A 16,482-nucleotide genomic window follows, 5' to 3' on the forward strand; every position below is an offset into this window, starting at 1 on the left:
CGTCGTCAGCTAGCTCTCTAGCAGCCAGCCAAACCGTTTGTCCCAGAACTCCTTGTCCGGGGGCTTTTTGCTTCGACCGTGGGTCTTCTGATCACGGATCTGGCGCTCGATGATCTCTCTGGCCTCGTTGAACGCATGGCTCGCTCCGTATCCCTCACCCGAAGCGATATAGAGCCCCTGGTCGGTGTGAAGCCGAACGCGAGCGAGCAGCAGCGGGACGCCACGTAGCCGCTCGTCGTGTTTGTGAAAGTGGACCTTGGCGTCGAGGACGTTCATGCCGTGGTCCCGATCGTCGAACTTGTCGATCATCGCAACGATGTCGTCGTAACTCAGATCGTCGACCATCTCGATGCCGTAGATCTGGACGCTTCGGTTCCCACCGGCTTCCCACGTCAGCGCGTCGAGGGCGTCCGTTTTCGTCACGATCCCGTGTGGCGACCCGTCCTCGGTGACGACCAGCGATGACGCGCCGGCTTCGAACATGTCTGCGACCGCCTCGTCGAGGGTTGCACTCGGGTGAATCCCCTTGACGGGTTCGGTCATGACGTCCCGGATCGGCAGATCCAGCATCCGATCGCTCTCGCCCTCGCGCGCGCCGTAGCCGCCGCGCCGTGACCGAGCAGTGCTCGAGGAAATCTCACCGCCGAACGGGTCGGTTCCACCGGCATCGCCGCCCTGGCTCTGCACCTCGGCTCTGATCGTGAGATCCGTTATATCGTACAGGCTGAGGATACCGACCGCCGTGTCGTCCTCGACGACCGGGAGATGCGTGATCCGGTTGCTCCGGAAGGTGTTGATCGCGTCACCGAGCGTCGAGTCAGGATCGAGCGTGACGAGATCGGAGGAGTGAGCCTCCGCGACGGTCGCCGCATCGAGGAACGGCTCGACCTTCCGGAGGATATCATCGACTGTGACGACGCCGATCAGTTCTCGCCCCTCGAACACGGGCAGGATCTGTGCATCGGTGTCGATCATTAGCTGTGCGACTTCGCGGATATCCTCGTCCGGTGCGAGTCGTGGGACGTGCCAGACCAGCGAGCCCAACTTTTCGTTCGGCTGATGATGCGAGGAGGCGAGTTGTTTTCTGGTCACGACGCCCTCGAACTCGTCGCCACGGACGAGGACGCCCTTGACGTCGGAATCCTCGAACGTTCCGACCAGTTTCGAGACTGACGCTTCCGGATCCAGTTCGACGTACTCCGTCGAGACGATGTCGGCTATATTCATCTGGAATCGATATTACAGTACTGGCAGTTGTGTCGCGATACTGTCACGGTCGCTTCCACAGGTGTAGTTCGATAGCTGTTCACAAGTATTCGAGGGTACTCGCGAGACGGCGGGTGGACGAACCACCCGCACGTACCGACGGTGATCAGTCCTCGAGATAGGTCATTGCCTCCTCGTCCGAGACCTGATCGAAGCGCTCGTAAAACTGTCCGACGCTTCTGAAGCCACTCGGCGTCTGGAGACAGACCACCTCGTTTGACTCTTCCAGTTCGGTGATCCTACCCGGCGGCCCGACCGGCACCGCCAGTACGATACGGTCCGCATCGGTGGCGTTGAGGCGCTTGAGGCAGGCCCGAACGGTCGATCCCGTCGCTACGCCGTCGTCGACGACGACGAGGGTTTTGTCAGCCAGATCCGGGGCGGATCGGTCTCCCCGATACCGCTCGGCTTTCTGGCGGGCGTTCTCCGCTTCCTCTTCGCGCTGTCGCTCGAAGTATTCTTCGTCGGCACCAGTCCCACGGATGGCCTCTTCGTTTCGCCAGACGCTTCCGTCGCTTGCGACCGCGCCGATAGCGTACTCCGGATTGCCCGGGGCACCGATCTTCTTCGCGACGACGATATCCAGCGGTGCATCGAGCGCATCTGCAACTGCCCGTCCCAGCGGAAGCCCCCCTCTCGGAATCGCGAGGACGATGTCGGCATCGATCTCTCGCTCCCGGAGTGCGTCCGCGAGTTGTTCTCCCGCGTCTGTCCGGTCTTTGAATCGCTGAGATGGCACCATCGTTTGCAAATACGTCGCGAATCCGCATAATACACGGGTGTAGGGGCTCGGTCGAGCCTGAAACACCCCCGTCGGTAAATATCCTGGTTGCAGTATCTCCACGTATGACACAGTCCGACGAACAGCTCGTCTCGATACCGGTCGATGGCGTCGAACTGGAAGGAATGCTCGAAGTGCCGGCTGACGCGTCAGGAGTAGTCGTCTTCGCACATGGAAGCGGCTCCAGCCGAAAGAGCCCGCGGAACAACTTCGTCGCGGACACGATCCGAAATCGAGGTCTCGGAACGCTGTTGTTCGATCTGCTCACCGAGGAGGAAGACCAGGTGCGTGAGAACCGCTTCGATATCGAACTGTTGACGGACCGTCTCATAGCGGCGACCGACTGGCTGTGGGACCGGGACGGAACCCGCGACGTGAACGTCGGATACTTCGGCTCGAGCACGGGCGCTGCGTCCGCACTTCGGGCGACGGTCCGTCGGGGAAACGACGTGGACGCTGTCGTCTCGCGCGGTGGCCGGGTCGATCTAGCCTCGGAAGTGCTTGACGACGTCGACGTCCCGACGCTGTTCATCGTCGGTGGTGCCGATACACAGGTGCTCGAACTCAACCGGGACGCGCTGGAACAACTCACCTGTCGGAACGAGGTACACGTCGTCGAGGGTGCGGGCCACCTGTTCGAGGAAGAGCACGAACTCGAAGAAGTGGCCGATATCGCGGCCGACTGGTTCGTCGAAACACTGGACTGACCCCTCGGGTCCGAGCGCGGCAGCGCTCCGAAAGGAGCGCCTCGAAAACGTGGACGGCTCAGTCCGTGTCGATGATGTCGTGTTGTTCGAAGTACAGCCGCAACTTTCGAATCGAGGTCACGACCACGTCACAGTGGGGCTCGACGACAGGGTCCGGTTTGAATCCGATAGCGGTTCCCGCCGTCTGGAGCATCGGGAGGTCCATGATCCCATCGCCAACTGCCAGCGTCGCTTCGAGCGGCGTTCCCTCGGAGAGCGCGATTTCTTCGAGCGCCTGGTGTTTCGTCCCATCCAGGAGGGGGCCGTCGACTCCACCTGTCACTGCATCGTTTTCCAGCATGAGTCGGTTTGCGACGAGGTGGTCGACAGTTACGTCCGCTTGCTCGAAGGCCATCCCGATGCCGCGCTCGAGACTCCCAGTGACGACGGCGACTGCCATGCCGGACCGGCGGAGATCTGCGAGCAACTCCGGGACATCGTCACGTAGCTTGCACCGCTGAAACGCCGACATGACCTGATCTCTCGGCATCCCTTCCAGTAGCGAAACCCGTTGACGGAACGTCTGCTCGAACGAGCCATCATCCGGACTCGCCTGCTCCGCAGGCTCCGCCATCTCGCCGGCTACGTCGTACTCCCTGCCCAGAAGGAGCGTGGTATCTGATCGAGTGAGCGTCCCGTCGAAGTCGAAGACGACCAGAGACATATGCGTCACTTCGCTCGCTGACAGTATAATACCGCCACGTCAAACGGTTCGACCTGGTCGACAGTACGTCCTGCATCGGCCGACACTGACTAATTCTGCCGCTTACTGGAACATCCCTCTCTGGACCTGCTGTTGCTGGTCCTGTTGTTCCTCGGCCATCTGCTGGTACTGCTGGGCGACCTGTTGCATCCGCTCTCTGATCTCGTCAGCCTGTTCTTCGAGCTGTGTCGTCTCGATATCGAACTCGACGAGTGGCTCCAGTGCCGTCTCTATCACCGCCCTCGCCGCCTCGGGATCCGGCAGAAACGGGTGGGACCGAACGATCAGGAGCGCTGCCGGGACGTCAGCGTGGTAACACGCCTGCACCAGCGCACCCGTGATTCCGCCGACGAGTCCGGGGTCGTCCGGCACCGAGATTCCGGCTTCGATAAGTTCGTTTTTGAGCGCCTCGGTCGTCGCAACGCCGGTCACCCGACCGATTCCTTCTTCGGACTCCGCCGGTGCCCCCGCGAGAAAGACCGCGCGGCTGAACTCCTCCGCGAGTTCTTCGAGCACGCATTGTGAGAGTGGCTCGAACGACGGGGCCGGAAGCGCAATATCGCTTTCGAGAGTCATCACTGCCGGATCCGAGCCACTGTACACCCGAACGAGATCATGAACCCGTCCGTTTTCGAAGGTCACGGCAGGAGGGAACTCCTTGGAGGTGATGTTCCCGACGTGTTCAAGCCCGAGTTGTTCCGTGACCTGATCGACGGCAATCGCTGCGACGAGGCCGTGACCGGGTAATCCTTCGATAAGCGTCGGCGACGCTTTCGGCATCTCTGCTACCTCCTCGAACTCCGCGGCAGTAGTTTCGTTCGTCATACATGTACATGCTTCAACGGCATCGGATATGATCGTATGGATGAACCATGCTGTGGCACATGCGACCCGAATACGGCTACTGAGCCATCGGTTGCGTTTACTGCCATCCGACGGCAAGCGCAGTTGCGAGACGCCTCACTCATCCAGTGAGAGGACGAGTTCCTCGCCCTCCTGTTCGAACGCCGTTCCGAACTCACTGGATAGCGACCGCATCCGGTCGCGGCTCCACTGTGCTGAGTCCGGGGCGACCGCGTGCACCGCACAGTCGTCGATCCCGGTCGGAGCCAGACGGAGTTCCGTTAGCCGCCCGTCGGCGGTACTGGAGAGTTCGAACAGGAAGCTTCGATCGTTACGGAGACGGTCGTCGACCGCGTAATCGTCGACGAAGTCCCCCGTATCGTACAGGATCGGTTTCCCGTCGTACACCTCGATTCCGTGGAAGACGTGCGCGCTGTGGCCGTGGATCACGTCGACACCTTGGTCGACGAGCCACCGTCCGAATTTCCTGAACGAATCGGGGGGTTCTTCGACCATGTTCGGCCCCCAGTGGAGCGACGCAACCAGGAGGTCGGGATCTTCCTGTCTGGCGCGGTCGAGCGCCTCCCGAACCCTCTCGCGCGTTTCGTCGTTGTCGACATCTATCTCGATGAACGCCGTCCCCGGCGAGGTGTCGTCGGCAGCGTACTCCGGGACGTTGTCGGTGAGGGAGACGATGGCAACGGTGAGGTCGTCGACGGTGACGAACGCGGGGTCCAGCGCGTCGTCGAGCGTTCGTCCGGCACCTGCGTGAGCGATGTCGGCATCGTCGAGTTCGTCGAGCGTGTCGCGGAGCGCTACCTCCCGGAAGTCCAGGACGTGGTTGTTCGCGAGCGCACAGTAGTCGACTCCGGCGCTCTCGAGTGCGGGCACCGCCCAGTCCGGGTCCGCCCGGAAATGAAACGGGCGGTAGGTTCGTTGCCACGGCTCACCCTGCGCCGATAGACAGCATTCGAGATTGACGAACAGGGCATCCTCGGACTGCAGGCGCTCGTGCATGCTCCCCCAGACCGCCTCAGGGGGTCGGCTCTGCTGGCGCTCGTCGACCAGTCGGCCGAGCATCACGTCGCCGGTCAGGCCGATCTGTGACACCATTTCCAGACACCCGGTCTCGCAGGACTAAAACGATGGAGGCTCGGTCGAGCGCGATCCGTCGTGCGGGTCACGGTCCCGAGGACGAGGAGCGTCATTGGCCCACATCCGGCCCGATCCGCTTGACGCGTCCGCGGACGCCGGATTTGAGTTTGACGAGTATCCCCTCGGGATGGGTTCGTTCGTCGGAGAGGATGGGACCGACCTCCCCGATGATGCGGTCGCCGTTCTCCTGTTCGACCTCCACGGTCATTCCCGTCATGAGTTCGTTCCGGGTCGGAAGGTCTGCAGACATGTTCGAACATACGAGACGGCCCATCATAGAGGGAGGGTATCACCAGAAATCGAGGGCCACACCTCTTTGCTGCTGTGTCTGTCACTCCAGCGACGGGGTTATCGCCGCTCGACGAGCGCGTCGGCCTTGCTCCGTACCCGAACGGGTTCGAGGCGGTCGGCCAGCGTCTGCGCCTCGTCGAGTTTCGATGACTGCTCGGCGTAGATCGTATACAGCGGATCGTCAGCCTCGACCGCATCGCCGACCGACCGATGGATAACCAGTCCCGCTCGACTGTCGAGGGGGGCACCCGCCCGTCGCGCGAGGTCGCAGAGCTGTCGGTTGTCGACGCGCGTCGTGAAGCCGGATCGCTCCGACCTGATGATCGTCGATTCGGTGCCGGGGCTGAGGTCGTCCGAGGTGATCTCTGGATCGCCGTTTTGGGCTTCGAGGATCCGACGGACCCGCTCCAGTGCCCGACCGGATTCGAGGATGTCGGTCGCCGACGCGTCGACGCCACAGTGATCGAGCAGCATCTCCGCAAGCCGAAGTGATTTCAGTCGGAGCGACTCCGGGCCATCCCCTTCCAGGACTGCGAGGACGTCCCTGGCTTCGAGGACGGGCCCGACGCCGCGGCCGATCGGATCAGTCCCGTGGGTGATCGCACAGGTGACATCAATATCCAGATGCGTACCGACGCCCTTGAAATCGTCCGCGAGTTCGCGTGCTTCGGCGAGGTTCTCGACTTTCGCGCCCTCCCCGTAGGGAATGTCGATCACGACGTGTGTCGAGCCTGCACTGCGCTTTTTCGAGAGCACTGATGCGATAACCTGTCCCGGCGGATCCATCGACAGCGGGTTCTCAGCGCGGATGATCCTGTCGTCGACGGGCGAGAGGTCCACGCCACCGCCCCAGACGAGACAGCCGTTCGTCTCGTCGACGATCGATTCGATCTCGTCGGTCGTGAACTCGACGTCACAGAACACCTCCATGACGTCCGCGGTTCCCGCCGGCGAGGTGACCGCACGAGAGGACGTTTTTGGCATCGTCAGCCCCGCTTCCGTGACGATCGAGACGATGATCGGCGTCACGCAGTTACCGGCCACGCCGCCGATGGAGTGTTTGTCCGCTACTACGGGGGCGTCCCACGTCAGCCGTTGTCCCACGTCGCTCATCGCCTGGGTCAGGTTTTTGGTCTCTTCGAGCGAGAGCCCGTTCGTGTACACGGCCGAGACGTACGCACTGAGTTCGATATCGGAAAGCCGGTTCTCGTGGATGTCCCGAACGATCGTATCGAGTTCGCGCGCCTCGAGTTCGATATCGTCCAGTTTCTTCCGGACGTACCGGACCGACTGGGGCGTTCCGGCGAGGCGCACGCCGACGGGGCCCCGAACGTGATCGATTGGTTCGGTGACGCCGATGGTTCCCGGTTCGACTAGCTTGTCGGTTCGCTTGACGATTCCTGTCGTCGCCCCGTCTGCGTGTTCGATCCGGACGCGGTCGAGTGGATGGGCACCCAGTTCGTCCGCGTCGCCGTTATTCAGCAGGACAATCGGGCGAGTCGTGCCGAGGTCGACGGTGTCGGCTTCGAGTTGCATGTGTCCATCTACGGTGTCCGCACAGAGATACCGATGGGGGAGAATCCGTCCGCTGGCCGAGGTCAGTAGCCTGCGATTCACCGACGGGACGGTATCGGCACTCGTTCGACGATGTTGACCTGCACGCTCTGTTTGACTGACGGCCAGAGCCCCTGGCGAACCAGTTCGGCGTCGCTCTCGATCCCGTCGCCCGCTTCGTAGTCGACACCGCGGACGAGGACGACCGGTGTTCGCTCGGCCGCCTGTCCAGAGAGTAGTGCTGCGCCGGCGGCGAGTTCGTCGGCGATCAGATCGACGCCGCCGAGTTTCGGGTTGCCGAAGAGGTCGGTCGCGCCGAAGTTACTGTCCACTGGCTCGATTCCGGCACAACCGATTGCGACGTCCACACTGCCGCCGTGGTGGCTGACCTCCGAATCTGCAAGCACGATTGCCACGTCCGTGCCTGTTCGATCCCGGATCTCCTCGCGAATCCGGCGGGCGCTCGCGTTCGGGTCGGGCGGCAGGAGCGTCGCCATTCTGTCGGGCGAGTTCGAGAGGTCAATCCCGGCGTTCGTGCAGAGCCGTCCGTTCCACAGTGTCACGAGCAGCGACGGCAGTGCTTCGAGGGCGTCTTCGGCCGCGTCGGAACTCACTGCCGCCGATTCGAGGAGTTCGGTGCCGATTTTAGAGACCGGAACCGCGCCGAGGAGCGTCGATTCCCGCAACACGAGTTCCGCCTCGCGCGGATCGACCCCTGTCACATCGGCGACCCGTCTGGCTGGGGGTGAGACGGTCAGGCTATCCAGATCGACCAGCAGTTCCTCCGCGAGCGAGACGACTTTCGACGAGACGACGAGGACGTCGTCGTCCTCCAGCGACGGGACATCGCTCTCGCCGGTCGCTCCGAGTATCAGGTCGACAAGGTCCTCGCCACCCTCCAGCAGTCCGATATCGATCCCGTAGTAGGTCATCTCACTCATATGTAGTGTGCCAACGAGAAGATACGTATATCCGGGCGATTGTTGCCTGGTAACTATGAGCGAACGGCACGAAGACCCACCCCGGAGGCGACAGTGACACCCTCGGTTGGCCTGAATGCCTGTCGACTACGTGGCACAATTACGGTCGCGTCCATCGTAGCCTCTCACGGAGCGAACTATGACTGTAGAGAACTCGATAGCAGTCGTCACTGGCGGTGCGCGCGGTATCGGGAAGGGAATCGGCGAGGTACTCGCTGAAAAGGGTGCGACGGTCGCACTGGCCGACGTGGACAAGAGCAAAGCGCAGGCGGCGGCCGACGAACTTCCGGGGGAGTCGATGGCTGTCGGCGTCGACGTGACCGATCCGGCGGAGACGGAGGCGCTCGCAGCAATGGTCGTCGACGAGTACGGCCGGATCGACGTGCTGTGTGCCAACGCCGGTATCTTCCCGTCTGCCGACCTCGACGAGATGACGGTGGACGACTGGGACGAGGTCCTGGACGTCAACGCGAAGGGTATCTTCCTCTCGGTCCAGGCGTGTCTTCCCGCGATGCGGTCGCAGGACTACGGTCGGATCGTCCTCACCTCCTCGATCACCGGACCGATGGTCGGCTACCCTGGCTGGACCCACTACGCCGCCAGCAAAGCGGCGATTACGGGGTTCATGCGGACCGCGGCGATGGAGGTGGCAGACCAGGACATCACGATCAACGCCGTGCTACCCGGCAACATCCGCACCGGGGGCCTCGACGACCTCGGCGAGGAGTATCTGGACCGGATGCGAGCGTCGATCCCGAAGGGTGAACTCGGCACCCCCGAAGACATCGGTCACGCGGTCGCGTACCTCGCCTCCGAGGAAGCAGGCTACGTCACCGGCGCAAGCCTCGTCGTCGACGGCGGACAGACGCTTCCGGAATCCCAACTCGCCATCGAAGAGATCGGCGAGTGATGATCAGCCGGAGGGAGTCACGAGACGGCCAACAGGTGTTCATCTTCCCACCACCCCGGTACTAGCTTGGCCGGGGGCGATAGAGAGCGCTGCGTCAGGCAGGCAACGGCTTACCGAACGGCAGCAAGTAGAGCGGATCCAGCCGATCCGGCAGGTCCAGCACCTCCGCCACCTCGGCGTCGGCAAACGCCCCGACTGGGCAGCTATTCAGATCGCGCAACTCGCAGACGAGATGAACGTTCTCGGCGGCGTGACCGGCCTCCATGTGGACGTACCGATCGCCGTGCTCCGGATACTGCCGCCGCGTGCGGTCGTAGTTCCCGGTCAGTACGATAGTCGTCGGAGCCTCTGCTATCACTTCCTGGTCTCCCGCCGCCCGCGTGAGTTCCTCGTGTACCGGTGCGGTCCCGCTGACATCGAGAGCGTGGCCGATCGGATCGTACTGGTAGACGCCCTGTTCGAGGTCCTCACAACCGCCCGGAGCGACTTCCAGAAACGTCGTGAGTGGGTACGTCGCGCCAGCACTCGGTGCCGCCCGCATCTGGACGCCGTCGGTGCGATGCGTGATCCCCTGTACAGCCCAGAGCAGTTGCGCTACGTCTTCCATCCCGACCGGAGACTCGGCGAATGCCCGACGACTCTCTCTGGATGCAATCGCTCGTTCGACGCTCGTTTGCCCGTCGGTATCGGGTCCGGGGAGTTCGATCTGAGCCATACCGGATGTCCTACCCTCGGAGAAAAAATACTACCGACAGTTCTGAGTTCTGATAGCTTCGCGCCCCGACTACCGCCGGTATTGATGAGGACACGCGTCGAATCAGTCCATATGTTCAGAACCATGCTCGTTCCGACGGACGGTAGTCCGGGCGCCGAGGTGACGATCGAGCACGCGACCGAACTGGCCCAGGCGTACGGTGCGGCCGTCCACACGCTCTACGTCGTCGAGATGGGGGGCGAACCGGTCGGACTCTCCGGTGAGGACCCGTCCGAACTTCACGAGTCGTCCGAGCGGCGGGGACGGGAAGCGACGATCAGGATCGCCGAAGAGGCCGAACAGCACGGACTCGACGCCGCCCGGTCGGTACGCGAGGGAACCCCGTACAGAGCAATTCTCGACTACGTCGACGAGCACGACATCGACCTCGTCGTGATGGGAACACACGGGAGGACCGGGGCAGACCGAGTCCGTCTCGGCAGCACCACCGAACGCGTCCTCATGCGGTCCGAGATCCCAGTGCTATCGGTTCGACTGACCGACGACCCCGTCGAGGACGTGACCTACGACCGAATCGTCATCCCGACCGATGGGAGCGACGCGGCCGAACGGGCCGCAGAGACCGCACTCGACGTCGCCGAGAAATACGATGCCGACGTGCACGTCGTCTACGTCATCGATCCGACGACGTTCGACCTGGAAGACGCGCCCAGAAGCATCATCGGGATGCTCAAAGAGGGCGGACGGACCGCGACGGACGAGGTAGCCGCGATGGCGCGCGAACGGGGCCTCGACGCCGGGACGGACATTCTGCGTGGCGTCCCCAGTGAGGAACTGCTCGAGTACGCCTCGGGCGTCGATGCGGACCTCATAGCGATGGGCACTCGCGGACGAGCGGTCGGTTCGGGCCGCCTCATGGGGAGTACGACGGCCCGCGTCGTGCGTCGTTCGTCGATGCCAGTTCTGACCGTCGACTAGTCGGTCGATCGCTGGGCGAGACCGTATCGCCCCTTGGAGTTATTGCTCGATACCTCCTCGTACTAGACATGGCATTCGTCGTCCCGTTCGACGGCTCAGACCTCGCCGAAGCCGCACTCACAAGGGCAGTCGAGTACGCGCGCGTCCTCGACGAGGACGTGGTCGCTGTAACGGTCGTCCCCGAACGGAAACGCTACGGTCGGGAGAAGGGCTGGATCGACCCGGGCCAGTCCTACGACCCGGACGAGATCATTGAGTCCCTGCACGAACAGGTCCAGGAGCTAGCCCCCGAGGCATCGTTCGACTACGAGCGGATCCGGGAGTTCCCGCCCGAAGCGGAACTCGCCGGTCATATCGAACGGCTGGCTATGGAACACGACCCGAGCGTCCTCTTTCTGGGGAGCGACAACGTTGGCCGAGTGGTCACGCCGCTGACGAGTGTCGGCGTCCGCGTCGCCGCGGAGGACGTCTACGACGTGTTCGTCGTTCGTCGCGCGGATCCGCCGAACATCGACGCAATCGAGCCACACGAGGAGTTCTACGAGGACGAGTCGTCATAGCGAGCAGGGGTATGCAGGGATGTGGTACTGCCACAGCTCGCCGCCAGGCCTGCAGACCGCTCAAGAGGTCGTCTCAATGTACTGTGTGGCGTCCTCGACGTGCTCGGCCAGCGTCCCGAGGAAGCGGGCGGCGTCGGCGCCGTCGACCACCCGATGGTCGAAGCTCAGATCGAGTGTCAGTTGCCGGCGGAACTCGACGCCGCCGTCATCGTCACTGTCGCCCGGACGCGCCCGCTCGACGATTCGGCCAACGCCCAGAATCGCCACCTCGGGCGGATTGATGACCGGCGTGAACGAGTCGACGCCGAGGACGCCAAGGTTCGAGACGGTGATCGTCCCGCCCCTGAGATCGCTCATGTCGTACTCGCCGCGCTGGACGAGCTCCGTCAGGCGACGGCGCTCGGCGGCTATCTCGCCCGGTGACTTCGAGCCGACATCCGCGATCACCGGCGTGACGAGGCCGGCGTCGATATCGACGGCGACGCCGACGTTGTGCTCCTCGTAGCGCCGGTGCGTTCCGTCCTCGAACGTCCCGTTGAACGCGGGGTGGGACTCCAGTGCGTCCGAGAGCGCACTGAGCAAGACGTCGGTGAGCGAGACGGGATCGTCGAGGGCGTCCGCCGCTCGCACCAGCGCTTCGGCATCCACCTCGCGGCTCACAGTCACGTGAACGGCGTTCTGATAGCTCTCCTGCAGTCGGTTCGCGATGGTTCTACGCATCGGCCCGAGCGAGTGCTCCTCTGCAACCGTACGCGGGGCAGGGCCGTCGGTGTCGTCGCTCACACCGTTTCACCCCGGCTCGATCCAGGCGAGCGTATCGCCGATGGTAAACTCGTCGTCTTCCCCGCGAGCGATATCGACCAGCGTGCCATCAGTGGGTGCGAGGACGTCGATACTCACCTTTTCGACCTGGATCTCACAGAGCGTGTCGCCCTCGCTCACACTGGCCCCCTCGCTGGTGAACCAGTTGACGACGATGCCCTCCTCTTCGTCGACGTCCGCCGTCCACTCGCCGTCGGCGGTGACCGCGACCCCATCGGTAGCCTCGGACATCTATTGAAGATCCTGGACGGCGGTTTTAATGTCGTCAGCGTCCGGGATGACCTCGTCCTCCATGGGTCGGGCGTAGGGAATCGGGACGTCCGGAAGCGCGACCCGTTCGACGCTTTCGAGGTCGTCGAGCGCCTCATCGGCGACGCTGGCGACGATTTCGCCGGTCACGCCGAACGAGCGGTAATCCTCGTCGACGACGACCAGACTCCCTGTTTTCCGGACCGAGTCGACGACCGTCTCCGTGTCCAGCGGGACGAGCGTTCGGAGGTCAACCACCTCCGCGCTGATCCCGTCCTCGGCGAGCGACTCCGCCGCTTCGAGGGCGCGGTGGACGTGCAGGCCGAGGGTAACGACTGTCACGTCCGAGCCCTCGCGTTTGACGTCGGCGCTGCCGAACGGGATGGTGTAGTCGTCCTCTGGAACCGGCGTTTTCGGCCCGGTCGGGGCTGGCATCCAGCCGATGCCCATCAGGCGCTTGTGGAACATGTAGACGACCGGGTCGTCGTCGCGGATGGCGTTATGCATGAGTCCCTTCGCGTCGTAGGCGGTCGACGGGACGACGACTTTCATACCCGGGAGATGCGCGAAGGTGCCATAGAGCGTCTGGGAGTGCTGGGCGGCGTCGTTGTAGGTCCCGCCGACAGCAGTCGTGAGCACCATCGGGACGTTCACTGACCCGCCGCTCATGTAGGTGTTTTTCGCCATCTGGTTGTAGATCTGGTCCATCGCGACGCCGAAGAAGTCGACGAACATTAGCTCCGCAATCGGGCGCATTCCCGACTGTGCGGCACCGACTGCCGCGCCGAGATACGCCGTCTCGCTGATCGGGACGTCCATGATCCGATCGTAGCCGAACTCGTCGAGCAGGCCCTCGGTGCTGTCGAAGATGCCGCCGTAATCGGCGACGTCCTCGCCCATGTAGAACACGTCGTCGTTCTCGCGCATCTCGTGGCCGATCGCTTCGACCATCGCACGGCTCATCGTCAGTTCTCGCTCGATCGTTCGTTGTGGTTCCTGTTGTGCCATCAGTCGTCACCTCCTGTGAGTTCGAAGTCCGGTTCGGTCTCTGTCACGCCGGCCGGCGGGTTCACGAACACGTCGTCGTGTGCCTCTTCCGGGTCCGGCTTTGGCTGGTCTTTCGCCCACTCGATCGCCTCGTCGACGCGCTCGTGGGCAGCCGTCCGGATCTCCTCGAGCGTCTCGTCCGCCACGCCGTCCGCTCGGAGATCCTCGGCGAGGCGCTCGATCGAGTCCCGCTCTTCGGCGGCTTCCTGGTCCGCTTCGGATCGGTAGGTCTGCGGATCGCCCATGAAGTGGCCCATCCGCCGATGTACCTGTACCTCGATGAGCGTCGGTCCGTTGCGGTCTCGTGCCCGACCGATCGCCTCTCTCGCGGCGTCGTAGATAGCGATGGCGTCGTCCTGGTCGACGCGGACGCCGGGCATCTCGAACCCGCCTGCACGGTCGGAGCCCTCCCGGACGTCGGTGATCCGATCTTTGGGCATGCTGATCGCCCAGTCGTTGTCCTCGACGACGAACACGACCGGCAGGTTCTGGACGGCCGCGAGGTTCAACGATTCCAGAAAAGCGCCCTGGTCAATAGCGCCCTCGCCCAGGAACGCAACGGCAACGCTGTCCTCGTTGCGCTTTTTGGCTGCGAGGCCGGCACCCACGGCAGGCGGGCACCCCTCGGCGATGATGCCGCTACACGCGAAGTTGACGTCCGGGTCGAACAGGTGCATGTGGCCGCCCTTGCCCTTCCCGAGTCCCGATTCACGGCCGAATATCTCGGCGGTCATCGGCTTCAGATCGACGCCTTTCGCGATGGCGATATGGTGCGGTCGGTGGGGAGCAGTCACCGTGTCGTCGTCGCGCAGGTGTTGACAGACGCCCGCGCCGGACGCCTCGTGACCGGCGGCGAGATGCAGTTCGCCCGGGATCGGTCCTGCCGAGATGTCAAAGGCCGGTTGCTTTCCCTCCAGGTACTCCTCCTGGAGTCGCTCTTCGTAATACCTGGCCGTCACCATGTCCTCGTACATCTCTTTCAACCGCGGTGTGTTAACAACCATTACAATACTGGTCTCATCGTAACGGACATAATAACTACGTGCGGGTTCGTTGCCGGGAGGTTACTTCCGGGAGATAACTGGGGGCAAGCACAAACGGTGGTTCCAACAGATCAGAAACGGCCACACGACCATACCGGCCGAAACACCGTCAGCTAGCCGCCCCTACAGTCGGACGAGCAGTGGTTTTACCATCTGACTGCATAGTTCTCAGTATGACGCAACCAGAGCGGTACAGCTCGCCGCGCAGGAGGCATCCTCTCGTGGCCAGGAGCAACAGTGCGCATCTCCCGTTGGTGACGAAACATCGGTCATGCTAGCGTTTCAGGAGGAGTTCTACTGGATCGCGGTGTTTGCCATCGTCGCCGCAGTCGTGAACGGGGCAGGCATCATCGCAATCTTGCAACACCGGGAGCGGGCGGAACAGACGCTTCCCTTTCTCATGTGCTTTGCCGCGGGAATCCTGCTCACGACGCCGCTGATTCACGCGCTACCGAACGCGATCGGAAGCACCGCTGACGCGGGATTCACCGCCCTGGCTGGCTTTCTCTTCATGTACCTCTCCAACGAACTGATCCAGCGCCGGACCGGAGAGGCGACCCTCGCGTTCGGGGTGACGGCCGCGGAGGGCATCGGGATCCACTCGCTCGTAGACGGCGTCGTCTACACGGTTACGTTCAACATCTCCCTCCTGACTGGCGTCCTTGCAGGAACGGGATTGGTGGTCCACGAGTTCGCCGAGGGGGTGATCACGTACCTGGTCTTGCTGAAAGGGAACGTCAGCGAGCGAACCGCGGCGATATACGCGTTTTTCATCGCGTCACTGACGACGCCGTTTGGGGCCTTCGTCGCCTATCCGCTGGTGAGCGGCCTGGAAGCACACCGTCTCGGACTCCTGCTCGGCTTCGTCTCGGGTGTGCTGATCTACGTCTCCGCCGCCCATCTGCTTCCCGAGGCGCGGTCGTACGAAAAAGCACATTCGGTGCTTGCATTTCTGGCCGGCGTCGGGCTGGCGTTGTTCATCGTGTTCTCGCGGACGGTGTGATACGGACTGTTGACGGCGACACGACCAACCGATTGAGCCGTCGGATGCCCTACCGAAATTCGTCGACGGAGTCGTATCGGTCGATATCGACACCCCTCTGCGAGATTTCGGCGACGTGAACCCCGACCCCGGTCTGGACATCTCGCTCGATGGCGCTTTCGATGGCACGACCCGCAATCAGTCGGGCTTCCGACAGCGACGGCGACTGTGGAACTTCGGCGTCGAGAATTCCATAGGCGGCCTCCCGACCGCTTCCCACGGCAGCATACGTCTCCTCGACGACGCCTTCGTCCCGACCGATGGTGAACACGTGCGAACCGTCATCGACGCCCCCGAGGAGAACGGTTATATCGGATACGGCGTGTTCTCGAAGCTCCCTTGCCGTCACGGTGCTGAGCGTTGCACTGTCCATCGGTTCGTCGTGTTCGGTCTCGTAGCGGTCGGCTTCGGCTCTGATCGTCCGGACGAACGATTGCAGTTCTCCGAGGTCCCCGGTCGATCCCAGTACAGCGGTCGGATGGACCTGACTCATCTTCTGGACGTCCTCACTGCTCGTGACCGTGCCCCGACTCGTGCGTGTATCTGCTGCCATGAGTACACCATCTCCCGTCGTAATCCCGAGGAGCGTACCGCCCGACGCGGTCCCACCATCGGCTATCCGAACCGGGTCGAACGACCCTCGGTGGATCGTGCGAGGTCGATCCATCTCGTCGATAGCAGACCCATCGTTCTCATCCCGTGACTCAGCCATATGGGTGCCTACGGAACAGGTTCGTAACAAGCTTTCTCGGAACTGGAGTAGAAGGATACATTGGTAGTGCCGGGGAATCTATATC

Annotated in this window: 19 protein-coding genes; 5 read left to right on the forward strand and 14 right to left on the reverse strand. The window is 63.0% G+C overall.

The window, feature by feature from the left end:
• Window positions 1-9 precede the first annotated feature (9 nt).
• Both ACFQL3_RS07830 and ACFQL3_RS07835 read right to left on the reverse strand, forming a co-directional pair.
• Window positions 10-1,227, reverse strand: coding sequence for a CBS domain-containing protein (locus tag ACFQL3_RS07830; RefSeq protein ID WP_377052988.1), 1,218 nt, complete (start codon window positions 1,225-1,227; stop codon window positions 10-12).
• 145 nt (window positions 1,228-1,372) lie between these two features.
• Window positions 1,373-2,008 (reverse strand): phosphoribosyltransferase, encoded by a 636-nt coding sequence (locus ACFQL3_RS07835; RefSeq protein WP_377052990.1) that lies wholly within the window; start codon window positions 2,006-2,008, stop codon window positions 1,373-1,375.
• Between the two features lie 104 nt (window positions 2,009-2,112).
• Here ACFQL3_RS07835 and ACFQL3_RS07840 point away from each other — a divergent pair, with 104 nt between their 5' ends.
• The gene (locus ACFQL3_RS07840; protein ID WP_377052992.1) at window positions 2,113-2,754 is read left to right on the forward strand and encodes a dienelactone hydrolase family protein; all 642 of its coding nucleotides are present in this window, start codon (window positions 2,113-2,115) and stop codon (window positions 2,752-2,754) included.
• Between the two features lie 58 nt (window positions 2,755-2,812).
• On the opposite strand, the gene ACFQL3_RS07845 is transcribed toward ACFQL3_RS07840, so the two are convergent.
• The 6 genes from ACFQL3_RS07845 to ACFQL3_RS07870 form a co-directional block, all read right to left on the reverse strand.
• The gene (locus ACFQL3_RS07845; RefSeq protein WP_377052994.1) at window positions 2,813-3,457 is read right to left on the reverse strand and encodes an HAD family hydrolase; all 645 of its coding nucleotides are present in this window, start codon (window positions 3,455-3,457) and stop codon (window positions 2,813-2,815) included.
• A 102-nt stretch (window positions 3,458-3,559) separates the two neighbouring features.
• Window positions 3,560-4,321 (reverse strand): proteasome assembly chaperone family protein, encoded by a 762-nt coding sequence (locus tag ACFQL3_RS07850; protein WP_377052996.1) that lies wholly within the window; start codon window positions 4,319-4,321, stop codon window positions 3,560-3,562.
• A 135-nt stretch (window positions 4,322-4,456) separates the two neighbouring features.
• Complete coding sequence (locus tag ACFQL3_RS07855; RefSeq protein WP_377052998.1) at window positions 4,457-5,452, reverse strand: CapA family protein; 996 nt, start codon at window positions 5,450-5,452, stop codon at window positions 4,457-4,459.
• A gap of 91 nt (window positions 5,453-5,543) precedes the next feature.
• Complete coding sequence (locus ACFQL3_RS07860; RefSeq protein WP_377053000.1) at window positions 5,544-5,744, reverse strand: DUF2196 domain-containing protein; 201 nt, start codon at window positions 5,742-5,744, stop codon at window positions 5,544-5,546.
• Window positions 5,745-5,842: 98 nt separating this feature from the next.
• On the reverse strand, window positions 5,843-7,321 hold the full coding sequence (locus ACFQL3_RS07865) for an AMP phosphorylase (protein ID WP_377053002.1): 1,479 nt from the start codon (window positions 7,319-7,321) through the stop codon (window positions 5,843-5,845).
• Between the two features lie 77 nt (window positions 7,322-7,398).
• Window positions 7,399-8,280 (reverse strand): coenzyme F420-0:L-glutamate ligase, encoded by an 882-nt coding sequence (locus ACFQL3_RS07870; protein WP_377053004.1) that lies wholly within the window; start codon window positions 8,278-8,280, stop codon window positions 7,399-7,401.
• Window positions 8,281-8,458: 178 nt separating this feature from the next.
• On the opposite strand from ACFQL3_RS07870, the gene fabG reads away from it, so the two are divergent.
• Window positions 8,459-9,229 (forward strand): 3-oxoacyl-ACP reductase FabG, encoded by a 771-nt coding sequence (gene fabG / locus ACFQL3_RS07875; protein WP_377053006.1) that lies wholly within the window; start codon window positions 8,459-8,461, stop codon window positions 9,227-9,229.
• A gap of 94 nt (window positions 9,230-9,323) precedes the next feature.
• On the opposite strand, the gene ACFQL3_RS07880 is transcribed toward fabG, so the two are convergent.
• Entirely contained in the window at window positions 9,324-9,944 is a 621-nt protein-coding gene (locus ACFQL3_RS07880) for a SagB/ThcOx family dehydrogenase (protein WP_377053008.1), read from the reverse strand.
• Window positions 9,945-10,055: 111 nt separating this feature from the next.
• On the opposite strand from ACFQL3_RS07880, the gene ACFQL3_RS07885 reads away from it, so the two are divergent.
• Window positions 10,056-10,922 (forward strand): universal stress protein, encoded by an 867-nt coding sequence (locus ACFQL3_RS07885; protein ID WP_377053010.1) that lies wholly within the window; start codon window positions 10,056-10,058, stop codon window positions 10,920-10,922.
• A 68-nt stretch (window positions 10,923-10,990) separates the two neighbouring features.
• A complete protein-coding gene (locus ACFQL3_RS07890) occupies window positions 10,991-11,482 on the forward strand; it encodes a universal stress protein (RefSeq protein WP_377053012.1) in 492 nt (163 codons plus the stop codon).
• 60 nt (window positions 11,483-11,542) lie between these two features.
• On the opposite strand, the gene ACFQL3_RS07895 is transcribed toward ACFQL3_RS07890, so the two are convergent.
• Genes ACFQL3_RS07895 through ACFQL3_RS07910 form a run of 4 tightly spaced genes read right to left on the reverse strand, consistent with a single transcriptional unit; the run spans window position 11,543 to window position 14,574 of the window.
• Entirely contained in the window at window positions 11,543-12,265 is a 723-nt protein-coding gene (locus tag ACFQL3_RS07895) for a 2-oxo acid dehydrogenase subunit E2 (protein WP_377053014.1), read from the reverse strand.
• 6 nt (window positions 12,266-12,271) lie between these two features.
• A complete protein-coding gene (locus ACFQL3_RS07900) occupies window positions 12,272-12,535 on the reverse strand; it encodes a lipoyl domain-containing protein (protein WP_377053015.1) in 264 nt (87 codons plus the stop codon).
• On the reverse strand, window positions 12,536-13,561 hold the full coding sequence (locus ACFQL3_RS07905) for an alpha-ketoacid dehydrogenase subunit beta (RefSeq protein WP_377053017.1): 1,026 nt from the start codon (window positions 13,559-13,561) through the stop codon (window positions 12,536-12,538). It abuts the gene before it with no gap.
• A complete protein-coding gene (locus tag ACFQL3_RS07910; RefSeq protein ID WP_377057062.1) occupies window positions 13,561-14,574 on the reverse strand; it encodes a thiamine pyrophosphate-dependent dehydrogenase E1 component subunit alpha in 1,014 nt (337 codons plus the stop codon). The genes ACFQL3_RS07905 and ACFQL3_RS07910 overlap by 1 nt, the downstream gene beginning before the upstream one ends.
• A 340-nt stretch (window positions 14,575-14,914) precedes the next feature.
• Here ACFQL3_RS07910 and ACFQL3_RS07915 point away from each other — a divergent pair, with 340 nt between their 5' ends.
• Window positions 14,915-15,646 (forward strand): ZIP family metal transporter, encoded by a 732-nt coding sequence (locus tag ACFQL3_RS07915; protein ID WP_377053019.1) that lies wholly within the window; start codon window positions 14,915-14,917, stop codon window positions 15,644-15,646.
• A gap of 49 nt (window positions 15,647-15,695) precedes the next feature.
• On the opposite strand, the gene ACFQL3_RS07920 is transcribed toward ACFQL3_RS07915, so the two are convergent.
• Window positions 15,696-16,397, reverse strand: a complete 702-nt coding sequence (locus ACFQL3_RS07920) for a proteasome subunit beta (RefSeq protein ID WP_377053021.1) — start codon at window positions 16,395-16,397, stop codon at window positions 15,696-15,698.
• Between the last annotated feature and the right edge of the window lie 85 nt (window positions 16,398-16,482).

The organism is Natronoarchaeum sp. GCM10025321 (genome assembly GCF_042663585.1).
Lineage (GTDB): Archaea > Halobacteriota > Halobacteria > Halobacteriales > Natronoarchaeaceae > Natranaeroarchaeum.